This is a genomic window from Citrobacter sp. MGH 55 (genome assembly GCF_016906145.1).
Classification (GTDB): domain Bacteria; phylum Pseudomonadota; class Gammaproteobacteria; order Enterobacterales; family Enterobacteriaceae; genus Citrobacter_A; species Citrobacter_A amalonaticus.
Map to the genome: position 1 here is coordinate 307,695 of NZ_CP070239.1, position 20,656 is coordinate 328,350.

The window sequence follows — 20,656 nt, forward strand, 5'->3', positions numbered from 1 at the left end:
TTAACTCCAGGAACCAGAAATGCTAATTCGACGTTAAGTGATTAAATAAATCGTCAAGCAGCGGGTCGCCAATATAATTTTTAATCAACACCAGAGGCTTATGACTGACTCGTTTAACGCGGCCCTCGAGACTGGCGTGCGTCACGATAATATCGGCATCGTCAGGGACATTTTCGATGGCGTAATGTTTGACATCGATAGACAACCCGGCTTTTTCCAGGCGCTTACGAAACGTCGTCGCCCCCATCGCACTGGACCCCATTCCCGCATCACACACAAAGGCGATACGTTTGACATGGCGATATGAAAAACTGCCTTCCTGCTTCATGGCTTTGACAGCTTTGGCGGAATCACTGAACGTCTCTTCACTCTCGGCCAGACCATTTCTTTCCATTTTCAGGATCAATGAGGTGATGATAAAAGTCACTACGGTTCCCGCCGTGACGCCCGCAATCGTGGCCAGGAAAGAGCCTTTAGGCGTCAATGCCAGGTAAGCGAAAATCGACCCTGGGCTCGGACCCGCAACCAGGCCACCGCCTAACAGGTTAAACACCCATGTTCCGCTCATTCCCCCGGCAATCATGCCCACCAGGGTCAGTGGCTTCATCAGCACGTACGGGAAGTAGAGTTCGTGAATGCCGCCCAGAAAATGGATAATCATGGCGCCGGGTGCAGATTTCTTTGCCATCCCTTTACCAAAGAAGGTAAACGCCAGCAGTAAACCTAAACCGGGACCAGGGTTTGAGGCCACCATGAAAAAGATGGATTTTCCTGTCTCCGAGGCTTGCTGCATTCCCAGCGGATAATAGACCCCCTGATCGATGGCATTATTCAGAAAGAGGATTTTCGCGGGTTCATTAATTAGTGAAAGCAGCGGTAGATAACCTGCATGTACCAGTGATTCAATACACTCTTTCACAAAGTTATTGGCAATGAGGACCGCCGGGCCAATGACTTCAAACCCCAGCAGGCACAACATCATTCCGGCAATGCCTAATGAGAAGTTATTAATCACCATCTCAAAGCCTGCGGGAATACGCTGGTCCAGCAGTCGGTCAATGTATTTAATCACCAGACCACCCAGTGGCCCCATAATCATGGAACCGAGGAACATCGGGATATCTGCGCCAATAATCACGCCGATGGTACCGATCCCCCCCATCACCGCCCCGCGCTTCCCACCTACCAGATGTCCACCGGTGGAGCCAATCATGACGGGTAATAAATAGGTAATCATCGGACCGACTATTTTGGCGAAATGCTCATTGGGCATCCACCCTGTCGGAATAAATAATGCAGTAATAAAACCCCAGGCAATAAAAGCACCGATATTAGGGATGACCATTGCAGTCAAAAATCCCCCAAAAGCCTGGACCTTTGCACGAGCAGACTTGTGTTCCATGATAATATCCTGTCGAGGAGAAAATGATTATGCGCGGGCGATAATATCCGCCAGCTGTTTTTCTGATTTAGCAGCAAATAATGCTGCGAGGTTTTCCTCTTCACATAATAGTTCGCTTAAAGCCTGGATAGCGCCGATATGTGAATCGGCATTTGCCGCTGATAACCCAATAAGTAATTTTACGGGTTCGTCATCGTCGGCAAATTGTACTTCCTGTTTAAGTAGCGTTAATGACATGCCTGTTTTTAGCGCGCCGCATTCCGGACGAGCATGAGGCATCGCCACACCGGGAGCCAGAATATAATAAGGACCATTGTTGATCGTCGAATCTTTTATAGCCTGGATATAATTGGCATTCACATAATGATTTGCCAGCAACGATGCCATGGAAAAATCAATAGCTTCCTGCCAGTTCTTTGCCACCGCTTTTATTGAAATAGAAGCTTCCGGAAAATAGTCAATCAACCGCATAAATTGTCCTTATTTTATTTTTAGGGTACAGCGTCTCGCTAAAAACAAAATACGCGTGCGGCAAAATGAAAGCAATCGAGGGGAAAACAGAGACAGGGAAAAGGGGGAATAATTTAAATCATTAAAAAACAATCAACTACAAATAGAAATAAAAATAGCAAGAGCAATTATGTGACTCGCATTACAATTTTGGTAATCCACAAAATATCATTTTTGTGAAGCAGATCGACAACAACCCCTTGCCTGAGTGAAAATAAATACCGTCCCAGATGATAACGGGCCGCCGAAGCGACCCGTTAGAGACTGTTGTAATGATGATTACAGCAGTGCTTTTGCTTTCGCGACAACGTTGTCGACGGTGAAGCCGAACTCTTCGAACAGCAGCTCTGCCGGAGCAGATTCACCGAAGGTGGTCATGCCGACGATCGCGCCGTTCAGACCCACGTACTTGAACCAGTAGTCAGCGATACCGGCTTCCACTGCCACGCGAGCGGTAACCGCTTTCGGCAGTACGGATTCACGGTAAGCCGCATCCTGCTTGTCGAACGCGTCAGTAGATGGCATGGAGACCACGCGCGCTTTCACGCCTTCTGCGGTCAGTTTGTCCCATGCGGCAACCGCCAGCTCAACTTCAGAACCGGTCGCGATGAAGATAAGCTCAGGCTGGCCTGCACAATCTTTCAATACGTAGCCACCGCGCGCGATGTTCGCCAGTTGCTCTTCAGTACGTTCCTGCTGTGCCAGGTTCTGACGGGAGAGGATCAGCGCGGTCGGGCCGTCCTGACGCTCAACGCCGTACTTCCACGCCACGGCGGATTCAACCTGGTCACACGGACGCCAGGTGCTCATGTTCGGCGTGACGCGCAGAGAAGCCACCTGCTCTACCGGCTGGTGAGTCGGGCCATCTTCGCCCAGACCGATGGAGTCGTGGGTGTAAACCATCACCTGACGCTGTTTCATCAGCGCAGCCATGCGTACCGCGTTACGGGCATATTCCACGAACATCAGGAAGGTGGAGGTGTACGGCAGGAAACCACCGTGCAGGGAGATACCGTTGGCAATCGCGGTCATACCGAATTCGCGTACGCCGTAATGGATATAGTTACCGGCAGCATCTTCGTTGATCGCTTTAGAACCCGACCACAGCGTCAGGTTAGACGGCGCCAGGTCAGCAGAGCCGCCGAGGAATTCTGGCAGCAACGGACCAAAGGCTTCGATTGCATTCTGAGACGCTTTACGGCTGGCGATTTTCGCCGGGTTCGCCTGCAGCTTAGCAATAAACTCGTTCGCTTTTGCGTCGAAATCAGACGGCATTTCACCTTTCATACGACGGGTGAACTCAGCAGCTTCCTGCGGGAAGGCTTTCGCGTAGGCGGCAAATTTCTCGTTCCAGGCAGACTCTTTCGCCTGGCCGGCTTCTTTCGCATCCCACTGAGCGTAGATTTCAGACGGGATTTCGAACGGCGCGTATTTCCAGCCCAACTGTTCGCGGGTCAGTGCGATTTCTGCGTCGCCCAGCGGCGCGCCGTGGGAGTCGTGGGTACCCGCTTTGTTCGGGGAACCGAAACCGATGATGGTTTTGCACATCAGCAGGGACGGTTTGTCGGTCACCGCACGCGCTTCTTCGACTGCGCGTTTGATAGCGTCAGCGTCGTGACCATCAACACCTCGTACGACGTGCCAGCCGTACGCTTCGAAACGTTTAGCGGTATCGTCAGTGAACCAACCTTCAACGTGACCGTCGATAGAGATACCGTTGTCATCGTAGAACGCGACCAGTTTGCCCAGCTTCAGCGTACCGGCCAGAGAGCATACCTCGTGAGAGATACCTTCCATCATGCAGCCGTCGCCCATGAACGCATAGGTGTAGTGATCAACGATGTCATGGCCCGGACGGTTAAACTGCGCAGCCAGTGTTTTTTCAGCGATAGCCATACCGACCGCGTTCGCAATACCCTGACCCAGCGGACCGGTAGTGGTTTCCACACCGGCGGTGTAACCCACTTCCGGGTGGCCCGGAGTTTTGGAATGCAGCTGACGGAAGTTCTGCAGCTCAGACATCGGCAGATCGTAACCGGTGAGGTGCAGCAGGCTGTAAATCAACATGGAGCCGTGGCCGTTAGACAGTACGAAACGGTCACGATCGGCCCAGGACGGGTTGCTCGGGTTGTGGTTCAGGAAATCACGCCACAGGACTTCGGCAATGTCAGCCATACCCATCGGGGCACCCGGATGACCGGATTTGGCTTTCTGTACTGCGTCCATGCTCAGCGCACGAATAGCATTGGCAAGCTCTTTACGTGAGGACATTTTGACTCCAGATCGGATGATGAAGGCCATACCCGCAACGACTTGACGACAGCGCGTTTTGGGCTACGCCGGAAAAAAGTGCCAACAATGTAACCCAAGCCGCGTGTCATGTACATGGAGCATCCTTTTGCCGCTTCAGAAATCTCCGGATCACACTCGCATGTTGCGCAATCTGCTCGCCCGCTTGTTGTTCTTTTCTTTATACTTAGCGAGAGCGCGGATTCATCTGTAAATCGCGCACTTTTAGAACAATCCTCATTTCGTGTGGAAGAAACAACATGAAGATTCGCGCGTTACTGCTTGCTATGGGCATGGCGACGGTGTTGACCGGCTGCCAGAATATGAATTCCAATGGACTGCTCTCCTCAGGGGCCGAGGCTTTTCAGGCCTACAGTCTGAGCGACACGCAGGTTATCGCGTTAAGCAACCAGGCCTGTACGGAAATGGATGGTAAAGCGACTATCGCGCCAGCCGGCAGCGAGTACGCGAAGCGCCTGAACAAAATCGCCACGGCGCTCGGCGATAACATCAACGGACAAGCGGTCAACTACAAGGTCTACATGGCGAAAGACGTGAATGCCTTCGCGATGGCGAACGGCTGTATTCGTGTCTATAGCGGCCTGATGGACATGATGACGGACAACGAAGTCGAAGCCGTGATTGGCCATGAAATGGGTCACGTTGCGCTCGGACACGTGAAGAAAGGTATGCAGGTGGCGCTGGGCACTAACGCCGTTCGTGCAGCCGCAGCCTCAGCGGGTGGGATCGTCGGCAGCCTGTCGCAATCACAGCTCGGCGATCTGGGGGAAAAACTGGTGAACTCGCAGTTCTCCCAGCGTCAGGAAGCGGAAGCGGACGACTACTCGTACGATTTGTTGCGCAAACGCGGTATCAGCCCGGCGGGTCTTGCCACCAGCTTCGAAAAACTGGCGAAACTGGAAGAAGGTCGTCAAAGCTCAATGTTTGACGATCACCCGGCCTCCGCAGAACGTGCGCAACATATTCGCGATCGTATGAAAGCAGACGGGATTAAGTAACATTCAAGCGTGCCGGATGATGGCGTAAGCGCCTTATCCGGCCTACAGAACTACAGAACTACAAATTTAGTCCGGTGATCGGGCGTTATTGGCGAAGCCAGTTTGAGCCTGGACAGCGCACAGCCACCGGAGCGTACACGGAGTACGTGAGGATGGCGAGCACTGCCCGGGTTCAAAATGGCGAGTAAAATAGCCCGAAACCCGTTACTCGCCTTTCTTCGCTGCCTGAATGTACAGCATCTCCAGCGCCAGCGTTGCCGCCGCCAGGGCGGTGATTTCTGACTGATCGTAAGCCGGCGCCACTTCCACCACGTCCATCCCTACGATGTTCAGATCTTTCAGGCCGCGCACCAGCTTGATGGCGCGATCGGAAGTCAGACCGCCAATCACTGGCGTACCGGTCCCCGGCGCGAATGCCGGATCCAGGCAGTCGATATCAAAGGTCAGATAGACCGGCATGTCGCCGACAATCTGTTTCACCTGAGCGATGATGTCATCAACGCCGCGATCATTCACCTGACAGGCGTCCAGCACGGTAAAGCCGTTGTCTTTGTCGAATTCTGTACGAATGCCGATCTGCACGGAGTGATTCGGATCGATCAACCCTTCGTTCGGCGCAGTGTAGAACATGGTGCCATGGTCGAACTCACAGCCATTCGCATAGGTGTCGGTGTGGGCATCGAAATGGACCAGCGCCATTTTGCCAAAGTGTTTCGCGTGCGCGCGCAGCAGCGGCAGCGTCACAAAGTGGTCGCCGCCAAACGACAGCATCCGTTTACCGGCTGCCAGCAGTTTCTCGGCGTGCGCCTGCAGTTTTTCACTCATTTCACGCGCGTCGCCAAAAGCGTAAACCAGGTCGCCGCAGTCCACCACGTTCAGGCGCTCACGCATGTCGAAATTCCACGGGAAGCGGTTGTGTTCCCAGGCCAGATTCGTTGACACCTGACGGATCGCCGCCGGGCCGTGACGTCCGCCCGCGCGACCGGACGTCGCCATGTCAAACGGCACGCCAGTGATCACCCAGTCGGCATCGCTGTCATACGGCTGGAAATTCATTGGCAAACGCAGGAAACCAAAGGCGTTTGAAACCAGGGAGTTATCGTACTGATGACCTAAGGTGCTCATGGCAAAAACCTCTTATTCGTCGATATAAAAAAACCCTCCCGCGTCGTTAGGCCCGACGAGAAAGGGTTTGATTCGTAAACACAGTAATTGAGTAAATTATCGCTGCTTAATTGCCCAGGTTCAAGTCGTCCGGGCATCAGCCATTACTCGTCTTCGAGATACGTATAGCCGTACAGACCCGCTTCGAACTCTTCGAGGAACTGCTGCTGCAGCGCATCGTCCAGGCCGGTTTGTTTCACCTGATCGCGGAAGTGTGTCAGCAGCGTTTTCGGATCCAACTGCACATATTGCAGCATGTCCGCCACGGTATCCCCTTCATCCGACAGCTCAACTTCTACGCTGCCGTCCGGGAAGACAAACACGTCCACCGCTTCGGTATCGCCAAACAGGTTGTGCATGTTGCCGAGGATCTCCTGATATGCGCCGACCATAAAGAAACCGAGCATCGGCGGGTTATCCGGATCGTACTCTGGCATCGGCATGGTGGTCGCAATGCCATCGCCGTCGATGTAGTGATCGATAGCGCCGTCGGAATCACAGGTGATGTCCAACAGAACCGCACGACGTTCAGGTACCTGATCCAGCCCTTCCAGCGGCAGGACCGGGAACAGCTGATCGATCCCCCACGCATCCGGCATTGACTGGAACAGCGAGAAGTTGACGTACATTTTGTCCGCCATACGCTCTTGCAGTTCATCAATGATCGGACGATGCGCGCGGTTTTGCGGATCCAGCTGTTTCTGCACTTCGTGACACATGCTCAGATAAAGCTGTTCCGCCCACGCACGTTCCTGCAGGCTGAAAGTGCCGGAGGAGTATCCGATGTGGATATCGTGCAAATCCATCTGGCTGTCGTGCAGCCATTCGCGCAGCGAGCGACGGGTACCCGGCTCGTGCATCTCCTGCCAGGTTTCCCACATGCTTTGCAGCGCGCGCGGCGCGTCATCAGCCGGAGCAACAGGCACGGTATATTCGTTACGCTCAACGCCGATGATGTTGGACACCAGCACCGTGTGGTGCGCGGTCACCGCACGACCGGACTCGGTGATCACCGTCGGATGCGGCAGGCCATTTTCTTCACAGGCATCGCCAATCGCCCAGATAATATTGTTGGCGTACTCATTCAGGCCGTAGTTCACCGAGCAGTCAGACTGCGAGCGGGTTCCTTCGTAATCGACCCCCAGACCGCCGCCCACATCGAAGCACTGAATGTTGACGCCGAGCTTATGCAGCTCAACATAGAAACGGGCAGACTCACGCACACCGGTGGCAATATCACGGATATTCGCCATCTGCGATCCGAGGTGGAAATGCAGCAGTTGCAAACTATCGAGACGCCCGGCTTCACGCAGCGTTTCCACCAGTTGCAGAACCTGCGTTGCCGCCAGGCCAAATTTGGATTTTTCGCCGCCGGAGGACTGCCATTTGCCAGACCCCTGCGAAGCCAGACGCGCACGCACGCCCAGACGCGGAATGACGTTCAGACGTTCGGCTTCATCCAGCACAATGGCGATTTCTGACATCTTCTCGATGACCAGATAGACTTTATGGCCCATCTTCTCGCCAATCAGCGCCAGGCGAATGTACTCACGGTCTTTATAGCCGTTACACACAATTACCGAACGGGTCATCCCGGCATGCGCCAGAACGGCCATCAGTTCCGCTTTGGAACCGGCTTCCAGACCCAGCGGTTCGCCAGAATGGATTAAGGATTCGATGACGCGACGATGCTGGTTAACCTTGATGGGGTAAACCAGGAAATAGTCACCGTTATAGCCGTACGACTCACGCGCGCGTTTGAACGCCGCGTTAATCGAACGCAGGCGGTGTTGCAGGATCTGCGGGAAGCAAAACAGCGCCGGCAGGCGTTGCCCTTGCGCTTCACGTGCTTTCACCAGCTTAGCGAGATCGACGCGCGCTTCGGGGACGTCAGGGTCCGGGCACACGCTAATGTGACCCAACTCATTGACGTCATAGTAGTTATTGCCCCACCAGGCAATATTGTAAGTACGCAGCATCTTGCTGGCTTCCTGGGAGCTCATTGCAACCTCCTGCATGGAGCGTAGTACACCCTGTTCGCCTGCTGACGAAGGCGAACCCAAAGACATGTCGTCAGACATAGCGAACCTCAAATTTTATTAACAAGTGTAAAACAGTTGACTACTATCGCAATCCGAAGAGGCGATAACAACCCATAAACAGTCGGATTTTCCAGCAGAAAGTGCTGGTACTCCGCCTGCGCGACCGGTTTCTTTTTCATATCATTGTAAAACACGTAACCGAACTTACGTATGACGGTTCGGCGAAACCACGAGAAAACTCTTGTTTCCACAAGAGCGCCCTTGTTCAGTCCTTAGTGCCAGTTACCGGCTCTGGAGTCCTGAGAAGCGCCGAGATGGGTATAACATCGGCAGGTATGCAAAGCAGAGATGCAAATTGTGGAGGACATACGCACACCAGAACGGTGCGACAGATTCAGCAAAATACAACGGTTCATTATCTCTTATCACCTCCATGGTCGCTCCATCAGGAACGCACCCACAAGCCAAAGCTAACGTTTTAACCCGGCTGGAAGTGGCGACACGAAGAAAACGTCGTGTGCTTTTTGTATGAGCCGCGCGCCGCGTTTTATACCGACAACAGAATGAAAAAGCAAAACATAAATGCGCAGATTGTCCGCAGTATCTGTAAAAATTTCCCCTCATGTTTTCAACATAGTGAGAGCTGATTCAAAAAACAGTGGAAATCGGGTGAAGAAGTGACCTAAAATAGCCATCCAGATGTTAATCCATCCATACTGATTAACACTCAGACTGCCAGTGTCACAAACCTGCAGGCCTTGGTAGAATCTTCTGCTTTGGCTTTTCCGCACAACAGTTTGAGCTAACCAAATTCTCCTTAGGTGAAATAAAACATGGCAAAACACCTTTTTACGTCCGAGTCCGTATCAGAAGGGCATCCTGACAAAATCGCAGACCAAATCTCTGATGCCGTGCTTGATGCCATCCTGGAACAGGATCCGAAAGCGCGCGTCGCGTGTGAAACCTACGTGAAAACCGGCATGGTTTTAGTCGGCGGTGAAATCACCACCAGCGCATGGGTCGATATCGAAGAGATCACGCGTAACACCGTGCGCGAAATTGGCTATGTGCATTCCGACATGGGCTTTGATGCCAACTCGTGTGCTGTCCTGAGCGCAATTGGTAAACAGTCTCCGGATATCAACCAGGGCGTTGACCGTGCCGATCCGCTGGAACAGGGTGCGGGCGACCAGGGCCTGATGTTTGGCTATGCCACCAACGAAACCGACGTGCTGATGCCTGCGCCGATCACTTACGCGCACCGTCTGGTGCAGCGTCAGGCTGAAGTGCGTAAAAATGGTACCCTGCCGTGGCTGCGCCCGGATGCGAAAAGCCAGGTGACCTTCCAGTACGACGACGGCAAAATTGTCGGCATCGACGCGGTAGTGCTCTCCACCCAGCATGCGGAAGAGATCGATCAGACGACGCTGAAAGAAGCGGTGATGGAAGAGATCATTAAGCCGGTTCTGCCGACCGAATGGCTGAACTCTGCCACCAAATTCTTCATCAACCCGACCGGCCGTTTTGTTATTGGCGGCCCAATGGGTGACTGCGGTCTGACCGGTCGTAAGATCATCGTTGATACCTACGGCGGCATGGCGCGTCACGGTGGCGGCGCATTCTCCGGTAAAGATCCATCGAAAGTGGACCGTTCTGCAGCTTACGCAGGACGTTATGTCGCGAAAAACATCGTTGCCGCAGGCCTGGCTGACCGTTGTGAAATTCAGGTTTCCTACGCGATCGGCGTGGCTGAACCGACTTCCATCATGGTGGAAACCTTCGGTACCGAGAAAGTGCCTGCTGAGCAGTTGACGCTGCTGGTTCGCGAGTTCTTCGATCTGCGTCCGTACGGTCTGATTCAGATGCTGGATCTGCTGCACCCGATCTACAAAGAGACCGCTGCGTACGGTCACTTTGGTCGCGAACATTTCCCGTGGGAAAAAACCGACAAAGCCGCTCTGCTGCGCGACGCTGCCGGTCTGAAGTAAGCGACCGACATCCGTGACTTAAGGCCAGCCTCGTGCTGGCCTTTTTTCTTTATACCTCGCCTGAAATTCCTCAGCACGTCATTCATTGAAACCGCTTACACCATGAAGTGAAAGTACTCATTTCAGAATAATCACTTTGCATGTTCTGACTTTCTCTGCTGTTACATTTTATTTCAGCTAAGTCTTAAATCTGATCAAACGTGATACACCTCAGTTTAATTAATCTATAATTTTCAATTTGTTAATGTAAATGACGATAAACGGGTAGTGTAACCGATTACACTTACGTGATAACAATCACATATTTTTGCGGTGTACTCACCTACCCTAATTATCAACAAAACTGATAACCCAACCGGAGGGCATAATGCCTGACAATAAAAAACAGGGGCGTTCCAATAAGGCCATGACATTTTTTGTCTGCTTCCTTGCAGCCCTGGCAGGATTACTTTTTGGCCTGGATATCGGCGTTATTGCTGGCGCATTACCGTTTATCACCGATGAATTCCAGATTTCCGCACACACTCAGGAGTGGGTCGTCAGCTCCATGATGTTCGGTGCTGCAGTCGGTGCCGTCGGCAGCGGCTGGCTCTCTTTCAAACTCGGGCGCAAGAAAAGCCTGATGATCGGCGCGATCCTGTTTGTCGCCGGTTCGCTGTTCTCCGCGGCGGCGCCGAACGTTGAAGTGCTGATCCTGTCCCGCGTCCTGCTGGGTCTGGCCGTCGGCGTGGCCTCGTACACCGCCCCTCTGTACCTGTCTGAGATCGCCCCGGAAAAAATTCGCGGCAGTATGATCTCCATGTACCAGTTGATGATCACCATCGGGATCCTCGGCGCCTATCTGTCGGATACCGCCTTCAGCTACAGCGGCGCATGGCGCTGGATGCTGGGCGTGATTATCATCCCGGCGATTCTGCTGCTGATCGGCGTCTTCTTCCTGCCGGACAGCCCGCGCTGGTTTGCAGCAAAACGGCGCTTTGTCGATGCCGAACGCGTACTGCTACGTCTGCGTGATACCAGCGCAGAAGCCAAACGCGAGCTGGATGAGATCCGCGAAAGCCTACAGGTGAAACAGAGCGGTTGGGCGTTGTTCAAAGAGAACAGCAACTTCCGCCGCGCCGTGTTCCTTGGCGTGCTGTTGCAGGTGATGCAGCAGTTCACCGGGATGAMCGTCATCATGTACTACGCGCCAAAAATCTTTGAAATGGCGGGTTATACCAACACCTCAGAGCAGATGTGGGGCACCGTGATTGTCGGTCTGACCAACGTGCTGGCCACCTTCATCGCTATCGGTCTGGTTGACCGCTGGGGGCGTAAACCGACGCTGACGCTGGGTTTCCTGGTGATGGCGGCCGGAATGGGGATCCTCGGAACGATGATGCATGTTGGCATCCACTCACCGTCCGCGCAGTACTTCGCTATCGCGATGCTGCTGATGTTCATCATTGGTTTTGCGATGAGCGCCGGTCCGCTGATTTGGGTGCTGTGTTCTGAAATCCAGCCGCTGAAAGGCCGCGATTTTGGCATCACCTGCTCTACCGCCACCAACTGGATTGCCAACATGATCGTCGGCGCGACGTTCCTGACCATGCTGCAAAACCTCGGTAACGCGAATACCTTCTGGGTTTACGCTGGTCTGAATGTGCTGTTTATCCTGCTGACGCTGTGGCTGGTGCCGGAAACCAAACACGTCTCGCTGGAGCACATTGAACGTAACCTGATGAAAGGTCGTAAACTGCGCGAAATCGGCGCACACGATTAATCTGCCCTTTGTGTCCTCCCCTACGGGAGGACGCCTTCCTCTTGCAGTCCCGTCCCTGTCGCACTATTCTCTGCCGTTATGAAAACCGCCCGTCTCCCTATTGCTGTCCAGCAAGCCGTCATGCGTAGTCTGCGCGATAATCTCGCTCAGGCTAACCTGAAGCTCGGCCGCAGCTATCCCGAACCCACGTTGGTGTATCAACAACGTGGCACCTCTGCCGGCACCGCCTGGCTGGAAAGTTACGAAATTCGCCTTAATCCGGTGCTACTGATGGAAAACGTCGAAGCGTTTATCAACGAAGTGGTGCCGCACGAACTGGCGCATTTACTGGTGTGGAAGCGATTTGGTCGGGTTGCGCCGCACGGTAAAGAGTGGAAGTGGATGATGGAAAGCGTGCTCGGTGTCCCCGCACGCCGCACGCATCAGTTCGAACTGCAATCGATACGCCGCAACACTTTCCCATACCGCTGCCAGTGTCAGGAGCATCAACTGACCATCCGCCGTCATAATCGCGTGGTGCGCGGCGAAGCCACCTACCGCTGCGTCCACTGCGGCGAACCCTTAGTGCCGCTTAAATAGCCAGAACTATCAGGAACTTTCCTGATCTGACTGATTGCATCACACATCAACTTTCGTTACGTTGCGGGCTCGCTTTGATACGGAGTTCATGATGTACCGTCCTCTTTTTTTGGCTACCGCCTTTTTTACGGTAGCCCTTTCGGGCCAGACGTTGGCCGCTGGCATTAACAGTTTCTCACAGGCAAAGACCGCAGGCGTCAAGGTTAACGCCGATGTCCCTGGCGACTTCTATTGCGGATGTAAAATCAACTGGCAGGGCAAGAAGGGGGTCGTCGATCTCGACTCCTGCGGCTACAAAGTGCGAAAGAACGAGAATCGCGCCAGCCGAATCGAATGGGAACACGTCGTTCCGGCATGGCAGTTTGGCCACCAACGCCAGTGCTGGCAGGAAGGTGGACGGAAAAACTGCGCCAAAGATCCGGTCTATCGCAAAATGGAAAGCGACATGCATAACCTGCAACCCGCCGTCGGTGAGGTGAATGGCGATCGCGGTAACTTCATGTACAGCCAGTGGAACGGCGGCGAAGGTCAATATGGGCAGTGCGCCATGAAAGTCGATTTCAAAGAAAAGATCGCCGAACCACCCGCCCGCGCGCGCGGTGCGATTGCGCGGACCTACTTTTATATGCGCGACCAGTACAACCTGACGCTATCCCGCCAGCAAACCCAGCTTTTCAATGCCTGGAACAGGCTGTATCCAGTTACCGACTGGGAGTGTGAGCGCGACGAACGGATCGCGAAGATTCAGGGAAACCATAACCCTTACGTGCAACGCGCTTGCCAGGCGCAAAAGAGCTAACCTACACTAGCGGGATATTTGATTAACCCCTTACCCCGCGCGGCGAGACTGCGTGGGGAGATGACGCGGATTTATAACTATGCGCATTCCCCGCATTTATCACCCAGAACCCATCACCGCCGACAGTCAGATTTCCCTGTGCGAAGATGCCGCCAACCATATCGGACGCGTTTTGCGGATGGGGCCAGGTCAGGAACTGCAGCTGTTTGATGGCAGCAATCAGGTTTTCGCCGCTGAAATCACCCGCGCCAGCAAAAAAAGCGTCGACGTAAAGGTGCTACATGGCGAGATTGACGATCGTGAATCGCCGCTGCACATCCATCTTGGCCAGGTCATGTCGCGCGGCGAGAAGATGGAGTTCACCATTCAGAAATCGATCGAACTGGGTGTAAGCCTCATTACGCCACTTTTTTCTGAACGCTGCGGCGTTAAACTGGACAATGAACGTCTGAACAAGAAGCTCCAGCAGTGGCAGAAAATCGCCATTGCCGCCTGCGAACAGTGTGGTCGTAATCGGGTGCCGGAAATTCGCCCGGCGATGGATCTGGAAGCCTGGTGTGCAGAACAGGACGAGGGATTAAAGCTGAACCTCCATCCGCGCGCCAGCGACAGTATTAATACATTGCCGTTGCCGGTTGAGCGTGTTCGTTTGTTGATTGGCCCGGAAGGCGGGCTGTCAGCAGAGGAAATCGCCATGACCGCACGCTATCAGTTTACTGATATTCTGTTAGGACCTCGCGTTCTGCGTACTGAGACAACTGCGCTCACCGCCATTACCGCGCTTCAGGTGCGATTTGGCGATCTGGGCTAACGGAGAAGAATAATGATCAAGCTCGGCATCGTGATGGACCCCATCGCAAGCATCAATATCAAGAAAGATTCCAGCTTTGCTATGCTGCTGGAAGCGCAACGTCGTGGTTACGAACTTCATTATATGGAGATGGCCGATCTTTATCTGATTAACGGTGAAGCCCGCGCCCGCACGCGTACCCTGAGCGTCGAGCAAAACTATGATAAATGGTATGAGTTTACCGACGAGCAGGATCTGCCGCTGGACGCCCTCGACGTCATTCTGATGCGTAAAGATCCGCCGTTTGATACCGAGTTCATCTACGCCACCTATATTCTGGAACGCGCGGAAGAAAAAGGGACGCTGATCGTCAACAAGCCGCAGAGCCTGCGTGACTGTAACGAAAAGCTGTTCACCGCCTGGTTCTCTGACCTGACGCCGGAAACGCTGGTCACTCGCAACAAAGCGCAATTGAAGGCGTTCTGGCAGAAGCACAGCGATATTATTCTCAAGCCGCTTGACGGCATGGGCGGCGCGTCGATCTTCCGTGTTAAAGAAGGCGACCCGAACCTCGGCGTGATTGCGGAAACCCTGACCGAGCATGGTACCCGCTACTGCATGGCGCAGAACTATTTGCCAGCCATTAAAGATGGCGACAAACGCGTGCTGGTCGTCGATGGCGAACCGGTTCCGTACTGCCTGGCGCGCATTCCGCAGGGTGGCGAGACCCGTGGCAACCTGGCCGCTGGTGGTCGCGGCGAACCACGTCCGTTAACCGAGAGCGACTGGGAAATCGCGCGCCGTATCGGGCCGACGCTGAAAGCCAAAGGACTGATTTTTGTCGGTCTGGATATCATCGGCGATCGTCTGACCGAGATTAACGTCACCAGCCCGACCTGTATCCGCGAGATTGAAGCCGAATTCCCGATCTCCATCACCGGGATGCTGATGGACGCTATCGAAGCACGTTTGCAAAAATAACCAGCCATGAACCAGTGCTGTAGGCCTGATAAGCGTAGCGCCATCAGGCTGTAAGACACCGATGCCGGAGAGCGACACAGGCGTCTTATCCGGCCTACAGTAGTGACATCCGTGCGCTTTACCCACATACTGACCCCTGTTGCTTTTTTGAACCAGGAAACAGAACCTCTGACAATGAATTTACAGCATCACTTTCTTATTGCCATGCCTGCTCTCCAGGATCCGATTTTCCGCCGTTCAGTGGTGTACATTTGCGAACATAACGAAGATGGCGCAATGGGGATTATTGTGAATAAACCTCTGGAAAATCTCCAGATTGAAGGGATTCTGGAAAAACTAAAAATCGCGCCAGAACCGCGCGATCCGGAGATCCGTCTGGATAAAGCAGTGATGCTTGGCGGCCCGTTAGCGGAAGATCGCGGGTTTATCCTGCACACGCCGCCGTCGCGTTTTGCCTCCAGTATCCGCATCTCGGATAACACCGTCATCACCACGTCTCGCGACGTGCTTGAAACCTTAGGCACGAATGAGCAACCTGCCGATGTGCTGGTTGCGCTCGGTTACTCCTCCTGGGAGAAAGGCCAGCTTGAACAAGAGCTGCTGGACAACGCCTGGCTGACTGCCCCTGCCGATCTCAATATCCTGTTTAAAACACCGATTGCCGATCGCTGGCGTGAAGCCGCCCGACTGATCGGTATCGACATCCTGACGATGCCCGGCGTGGCGGGGCATGCCTGATGAGTGAAACATTACTGGCCTTTGATTTTGGTACCAAAAGTATCGGCGTGGCGATTGGTCAGCGAGTAACCGGTACAGCGCGCGCCCTGCCCGCGATTAAAGCGCAGGACGGTACGCCGGACTGGAACCTGATCGAACGCCTGCTCAAAGAGTGGCAACCGGATGAGATCATCGTTGGCCTGCCGCTGAATATGGACGGCACCGAGCAACCGCTCACCGCGCGCGCGCGCAAGTTCGCCAACCGCATTCACGGGCGTTTCGGCGTTACGGTCACCTTACACGATGAGCGACTCAGCACCGTCGAGGCACGCTCCGGCCTGTTTGAGCAGGGCGGCTATCGCGCGCTGAATAAAGGTAAGATCGATTCCGCCTCCGCCGTCATCATTCTCGAAAGTTATTTCGAGCAGGGCTACTGATCCCATACGTTGCTTAAAGCCGTCCTTGTGCCTGTCGCTGTTGCAGGCTCTGGGCAAAGGTCATCATCCCCATCTGCTGCCCGGTCTGAATGACATGCGGTAACTGATGGGACTTCCCTTCCCGAATCAAATTGCCCGCTGCCGGCGTGTTGATCAGCAGTTCATACAGCGCAACGCGCCCCTCCTGCTTGTCGGGCTCCAGTTTCTGCGACAGTACGGCGCGTAGACTGCCTGCCAGTTGGCTGCGCACCGGGTCTTTTTCCTGCGCCGGAAAAGAATCAATCAGTCGCTCGATCGCCTGCGCGGCACCGCGCGTATGCAGCGTCGCCAGCACCATATGCCCCGTTTCCGCCGCCGTTAGCGCCAGACGAATGGTCTCGCTGTCGCGTAGCTCTCCCAGCAGAATCACATCCGGATCTTCACGCAGCGCCGCGCGTAATCCGATGGCAAATGAGGCGCAGTGCAGTCCTACTTCACGCTGCTGAATCAGGCAGCGCTGGCTGGTGTAGATATACTCGATGGGATCTTCCAGCGTCAGAATATGTCCATCGATATGCTGATTCAGCCACGTGACCATCGCCGCCAGGGTAGTTGATTTTCCGCTGCCTGTCGCCCCTGTCACCAGAATCAAACCATTCTCGCTGCGGAGCAGTTCGGGCAGCACAGAAGGCGTCCCCAGCGTTTCCAGCGTCGGGCACTGCGTCGGCAGCAGCCGTAGCGCCAGCGACGTCCCCTGCCGCTGGTGAAAGGCGCTGGCCCGCAGGCGCTGGTTATCCGCGAGCGAAACCGCGAAATCCAGTTGCCCATTTTGTCGTAACGCCGCCTGTTGCCCCTCATCCAGCCAGTCCGCCAGCTGTCCGGTAATGTCGGTTGCGGTAAAGGGTGCACGCTCCATGCGTCCCCGTTTTCGCCAGCGTGCAGGCCACGCATTGCTTAGGTGTAGATCCGAGACGTTATGCTTTACACTAAGGGCCACAATTTCTTCCATATTCATAGACAGATCCTCGGAAAATGAACGATATCGCGCATAACCTGGCACAGGTCCGGGACAAAATCTCAGCCGCCGCATCGCGTTGCGGGCGCGCTTCAGAAGAAGTTACGTTACTTGCAGTGAGTAAAACCAAACCTGCGAGCGCCATCGAAGAAGCCATCGCCGCTGGTCAGTTGGCCTTTGGTGAAAATTACGTGCAGGAAGGGGTGGAGAAAATTCGCCACTTTCGCGAGAAAGGCATTGCCGGCCTGCAATGGCACTTTATCGGCCCGTTACAATCCAACAAAAGCCGTCTGGTGGCCGAGCACTTTGACTGGTGCCATACCCTCGACCGCCTGCGCATTGCTACCCGGCTGAACGAACAGCGTCCGGCAGAACTGGGACCGCTGAACGTGCTGATTCAAATCAACATTAGCGATGAAAACAGCAAGTCCGGCATTCCGCTGGAGGAACTGGACGCGCTTGCCGCTGAGGTCGTCGAATTACCGAATCTTCGTCTGCGCGGTCTGATGGCGATCCCTGCCCCTGAGTCAGATTATGTAAGGCAGTTTGAAGTTGCCCGCCAAATGGCTGTAGCATTTGCCGGGCTGAAAACGCGCTATCCTGACGTCGATACCCTGTCGCTGGGTATGTCGGATGATATGGAAGCCGCCATTGCGGCGGGTAGCACGATGGTTCGTATCGGCACCGCCATTTTTGGTGCACGTGATTACACAAAAAATTAAGGAAATCTGAGGAACGCCATGAATACGTTGACCTTCTTGCTCTCAACGGTAATTGAGCTGTACACCATGGTGCTGTTATTGCGCGTGTGGATGCAATGGGCTCGCTGTGACTTTTATAACCCTTTCTCCCAGTTTGTGGTGAAAGTGACGCAACCGATTATTGGGCCGCTGCGCCGTATTATTCCCCCGATGGGACCAGTCGACAGCGCATCGCTGCTGGTTGCGTTTATCCTCAGCTTTATCAAAGCGATAGTGCTGTTTAAAGTGGTGACGTTCCTGCCGATCGTCTGGATCGCCGCTGTGCTGATCGTGCTCAAAACCATCGGCCTGTTGATCTTCTGGGTGCTGCTGGTGATGGCTATCATGAGCTGGGTAAGCCAGGGCCGTAGCCCGATTGAGTATGTGCTGATTCAACTGGCCGATCCGCTGCTGCGCCCGATTCGTCGCATTCTCCCGGGTATGGGCGGCATCGATTTCTCGCCAATGATTCTCGTCCTGCTGTTGTACGTGATCAACATGGGGATTGGCGAGGTTCTGCAGGCAACCGGTAATATGCTGCTGCCGGGGCTGTGGATGGCGCTATGAGTGCCGTAACCCGCTGCGATGACGGACTGGTTTTACGGCTCTATATTCAGCCGAAAGCCAGCCGCGACAGCATTGTCGGTTTACATGGCGACGAACTGAAAGTCGCCATTACCGCCCCGCCGGTGGATGGCCAGGCGAACAGTCATCTGGTGAAGTTTCTCGGTAAGCAGTTCCGGGTGGCAAAGAGCCAGGTTGTCATTGAAAAGGGCGAACTTGGCCGCCATAAACAGGTTAAAATCATTCATCCGCAACAGATCCCGCCAGAAGTTGCGGCATTAACTGATTAGGTATCCTATGCAAAAAGTAGTCCTCGCAACCGGCAATGCCGGTAAAGTGCGTGAGCTCGCGTCGCTGCTCAGCGATTTCGGGCTTGATGTGGTAGCGCAAACGGATCTCGGCGTCGATTCTGCCGAAGAGACCGGGCTAACCTTTATTGAAAACGCGATCCTGAAAGCGCGACATGCCGCACAAATCACCGGTTTACCGGCGATTGCCGACGACTCCGGTCTGGCCGTTGACGCGCTGGGCGGCGCGCCGGGCATCTACTCCGCGCGCTATGCCGGTGAAGACGCGAGCGATCAACAGAACCTGGAAAAGTTGCTGCATACCCTGAAGGATGTGCCGGACGAACAGCGTCAGGCACGCTTCCACTGCGTGCTGGTCTATCTGCGTCATGCTGACGATCCTACACCGCTGGTGTGTCACGGCAGTTGGCCGGGCGTGATTGCGCGTACGGCATCAGGCAACGGCGGCTTTGGCTATGACCCAATCTTCTTCGTGCCTTCGGCAGGCAAAACCGCTGCCGAACTGACGCGTGAAGAGAAAAGCGCGATTTCCCACCGTGGACAGGCGCTGAAGCTGCTGCTGGACGCCTTACGTAATGGTTAAATTGCCGCCGCTGAGTCTTTACATTCACATCCCGTGGTGCGTGCAGAAATGCCCGTACTGCGATTTCAACTCGCATGCGTTAAAAGGTGAAGTCCCGCACGATGATTACGTCCAGCATCTGCTGAGCGATCTCGACGCGGACGTCGCGTATGCGCAGGGCCGCGAAGTGAAGACGATTTTCATCGGTGGCGGTACGCCGAGCCTGCTTTCCGGCCCGGCGATGCAAACGCTGCTCGATGGCGTGCGTGCGCGCCTGAATCTGTCAGCGGATGCGGAAATTACGATGGAAGCAAATCCGGGTACGGTCGAAGCCGATCGCTTTGTCGATTATCAGCATGCCGGGGTGAACCGTATTTCTATCGGCGTGCAGAGCTTTAGCGAAGCAAAACTGAAGCGTCTGGGACGCATTCACGGCCCGCAGGAGGCCTGCCGCGCGGCGAATCTCGCCAGCGGTTTAGGCCTGCGCAGCTTTAATCTCGATTTAATGCACGGCCTGCCGGACCAGTCACTGGACGACGCGCTGGATGACCTGCGCCAGGCAATTGTGCTGAATCCGCCTCATCTCTCGTGGTATCAGCTGACGATTGAACCGAATACGCTGTTTGGTTCCCGCCCGCCGGTGTTACCGGACGATGATGCACTGTGGGACATCTTCGAACAGGGCCACCAGTTGTTAACCACCGCAGGTTATCAGCAGTATGAAACCTCAGCCTATGCCAGACCGGGCTACCAGTGTCAGCACAACCTGAATTACTGGCGCTTTGGCGATTATCTCGGCATCGGCTGCGGCGCACACGGTAAAGTCACGTTCCCCGATGGCCGCATTCTGCGCACCACCAAAACGCGCCATCCGCGTGGCTATATGCAGGGACGTTATCTGGAAAGTCAGCGCGATGTGGAGCAGGTCGATAAACCGTTTGAATTTTTCATGAACCGATTCCGTCTGCTGGAAGCGGCACCGCGCGCTGAATTTATGCAGTATACGGGA

General features: G+C 54.5%; 22 protein-coding genes. 14 read left to right on the forward strand and 8 right to left on the reverse strand.

Annotated features, from left to right (window positions below; translation table 11 throughout):
• Positions 1 to 22: 22 nt before the first annotated feature.
• From JTI98_RS01305 to tkt, 3 genes are all read right to left on the reverse strand, one after another.
• Positions 23 to 1,402 carry a PTS mannitol transporter subunit IICB gene (locus JTI98_RS01305; protein WP_042998046.1) on the reverse strand — a complete coding sequence of 460 codons (1,380 nt, stop codon included), beginning with the start codon at positions 1,400 to 1,402 and terminating at the stop codon, positions 23 to 25.
• Positions 1,403 to 1,429: 27 nt separating this feature from the next.
• Positions 1,430 to 1,873 carry a PTS mannitol transporter subunit IIA gene (gene cmtB, locus JTI98_RS01310; protein ID WP_042998047.1) on the reverse strand — a complete coding sequence of 148 codons (444 nt, stop codon included), beginning with the start codon at positions 1,871 to 1,873 and terminating at the stop codon, positions 1,430 to 1,432.
• A 318-nt stretch (positions 1,874 to 2,191) separates the two neighbouring features.
• Complete coding sequence (gene tkt / locus JTI98_RS01315; RefSeq protein WP_042998048.1) at positions 2,192 to 4,183, reverse strand: transketolase; 1,992 nt, start codon at positions 4,181 to 4,183, stop codon at positions 2,192 to 2,194.
• A gap of 278 nt (positions 4,184 to 4,461) precedes the next feature.
• Here tkt and JTI98_RS01320 point away from each other — a divergent pair, with 278 nt between their 5' ends.
• Positions 4,462 to 5,220 (forward strand): M48 family metallopeptidase, encoded by a 759-nt coding sequence (locus JTI98_RS01320; protein WP_042998049.1) that lies wholly within the window; start codon positions 4,462 to 4,464, stop codon positions 5,218 to 5,220.
• A gap of 204 nt (positions 5,221 to 5,424) precedes the next feature.
• Here JTI98_RS01320 and speB read toward each other — a convergent pair whose 3' ends face one another.
• The 4 genes from speB to JTI98_RS21335 all read right to left on the reverse strand — a co-directional run bounded on the left by speB (position 5,425) and on the right by JTI98_RS21335 (position 8,842).
• Positions 5,425 to 6,345 (reverse strand): agmatinase, encoded by a 921-nt coding sequence (gene speB / locus JTI98_RS01325; protein WP_002434404.1) that lies wholly within the window; start codon positions 6,343 to 6,345, stop codon positions 5,425 to 5,427.
• Between the two features lie 143 nt (positions 6,346 to 6,488).
• Positions 6,489 to 8,465, reverse strand: a complete 1,977-nt coding sequence (gene speA, locus JTI98_RS01330) for a biosynthetic arginine decarboxylase (protein ID WP_042998051.1) — start codon at positions 8,463 to 8,465, stop codon at positions 6,489 to 6,491.
• Between the two features lie 8 nt (positions 8,466 to 8,473).
• Entirely contained in the window at positions 8,474 to 8,605 is a 132-nt protein-coding gene (yqgB, locus tag JTI98_RS01335) for an acid stress response protein YqgB (protein ID WP_043001726.1), read from the reverse strand.
• A 93-nt stretch (positions 8,606 to 8,698) separates the two neighbouring features.
• Positions 8,699 to 8,842 carry a hypothetical protein gene (locus tag JTI98_RS21335; protein WP_269460499.1) on the reverse strand — a complete coding sequence of 48 codons (144 nt, stop codon included), beginning with the start codon at positions 8,840 to 8,842 and terminating at the stop codon, positions 8,699 to 8,701.
• A 417-nt stretch (positions 8,843 to 9,259) separates the two neighbouring features.
• Between JTI98_RS21335 and metK the strand changes: the two genes are divergently transcribed.
• The 8 genes from metK to ruvX all read left to right on the forward strand — a co-directional run bounded on the left by metK (position 9,260) and on the right by ruvX (position 16,479).
• Positions 9,260 to 10,414 carry a methionine adenosyltransferase gene (metK, locus tag JTI98_RS01345; RefSeq protein WP_046401615.1) on the forward strand — a complete coding sequence of 385 codons (1,155 nt, stop codon included), beginning with the start codon at positions 9,260 to 9,262 and terminating at the stop codon, positions 10,412 to 10,414.
• Between the two features lie 367 nt (positions 10,415 to 10,781).
• Positions 10,782 to 12,176, forward strand: a complete 1,395-nt coding sequence (galP, locus tag JTI98_RS01350; protein WP_216081840.1) for a galactose/proton symporter — start codon at positions 10,782 to 10,784, stop codon at positions 12,174 to 12,176.
• Positions 12,177 to 12,254: 78 nt separating this feature from the next.
• Positions 12,255 to 12,755, forward strand: a complete 501-nt coding sequence (locus JTI98_RS01355) for a SprT family zinc-dependent metalloprotease (protein ID WP_044328335.1) — start codon at positions 12,255 to 12,257, stop codon at positions 12,753 to 12,755.
• 91 nt (positions 12,756 to 12,846) lie between these two features.
• Positions 12,847 to 13,554: a deoxyribonuclease I gene (endA, locus tag JTI98_RS01360; RefSeq protein ID WP_042998054.1), complete on the forward strand. Its 708-nt coding sequence runs from the start codon at positions 12,847 to 12,849 to the stop codon at positions 13,552 to 13,554.
• Positions 13,555 to 13,633: 79 nt separating this feature from the next.
• Positions 13,634 to 14,365, forward strand: coding sequence for a 16S rRNA (uracil(1498)-N(3))-methyltransferase (rsmE, locus tag JTI98_RS01365; protein WP_216081841.1), 732 nt, complete (start codon positions 13,634 to 13,636; stop codon positions 14,363 to 14,365).
• Between the two features lie 12 nt (positions 14,366 to 14,377).
• Positions 14,378 to 15,325 (forward strand): glutathione synthase, encoded by a 948-nt coding sequence (gene gshB, locus JTI98_RS01370; protein WP_042998056.1) that lies wholly within the window; start codon positions 14,378 to 14,380, stop codon positions 15,323 to 15,325.
• 174 nt (positions 15,326 to 15,499) lie between these two features.
• Positions 15,500 to 16,063: a YqgE/AlgH family protein gene (locus tag JTI98_RS01375; RefSeq protein ID WP_216081842.1), complete on the forward strand. Its 564-nt coding sequence runs from the start codon at positions 15,500 to 15,502 to the stop codon at positions 16,061 to 16,063.
• Complete coding sequence (gene ruvX / locus JTI98_RS01380; protein ID WP_042998058.1) at positions 16,063 to 16,479, forward strand: Holliday junction resolvase RuvX; 417 nt, start codon at positions 16,063 to 16,065, stop codon at positions 16,477 to 16,479. The genes JTI98_RS01375 and ruvX overlap by 1 nt, the downstream gene beginning before the upstream one ends.
• Positions 16,480 to 16,492: 13 nt before the next feature.
• On the opposite strand, the gene JTI98_RS01385 is transcribed toward ruvX, so the two are convergent.
• Positions 16,493 to 17,473: a type IV pilus twitching motility protein PilT gene (locus JTI98_RS01385; protein WP_216081843.1), complete on the reverse strand. Its 981-nt coding sequence runs from the start codon at positions 17,471 to 17,473 to the stop codon at positions 16,493 to 16,495.
• 17 nt (positions 17,474 to 17,490) lie between these two features.
• Here JTI98_RS01385 and JTI98_RS01390 point away from each other — a divergent pair, with 17 nt between their 5' ends.
• The 5 genes from JTI98_RS01390 to hemW all read left to right on the forward strand — a co-directional run.
• Positions 17,491 to 18,195, forward strand: coding sequence for a YggS family pyridoxal phosphate-dependent enzyme (locus tag JTI98_RS01390; RefSeq protein ID WP_044263978.1), 705 nt, complete (start codon positions 17,491 to 17,493; stop codon positions 18,193 to 18,195).
• Between the two features lie 18 nt (positions 18,196 to 18,213).
• Positions 18,214 to 18,780 (forward strand): YggT family protein, encoded by a 567-nt coding sequence (locus JTI98_RS01395; RefSeq protein ID WP_042998061.1) that lies wholly within the window; start codon positions 18,214 to 18,216, stop codon positions 18,778 to 18,780.
• Positions 18,777 to 19,067 (forward strand): DUF167 family protein YggU, encoded by a 291-nt coding sequence (gene yggU / locus JTI98_RS01400; protein WP_044255664.1) that lies wholly within the window; start codon positions 18,777 to 18,779, stop codon positions 19,065 to 19,067. Before JTI98_RS01395 ends, yggU begins: the two co-directional genes overlap by 4 nt.
• A 7-nt stretch (positions 19,068 to 19,074) precedes the next feature.
• Positions 19,075 to 19,668: an XTP/dITP diphosphatase gene (locus tag JTI98_RS01405; protein WP_044328338.1), complete on the forward strand. Its 594-nt coding sequence runs from the start codon at positions 19,075 to 19,077 to the stop codon at positions 19,666 to 19,668.
• Positions 19,661 to 20,656 (forward strand): radical SAM family heme chaperone HemW (gene hemW, locus JTI98_RS01410; RefSeq protein WP_216081844.1); only part of this gene is annotated, 996 nt, incomplete at its 3' end. The genes JTI98_RS01405 and hemW, both read left to right, overlap by 8 nt.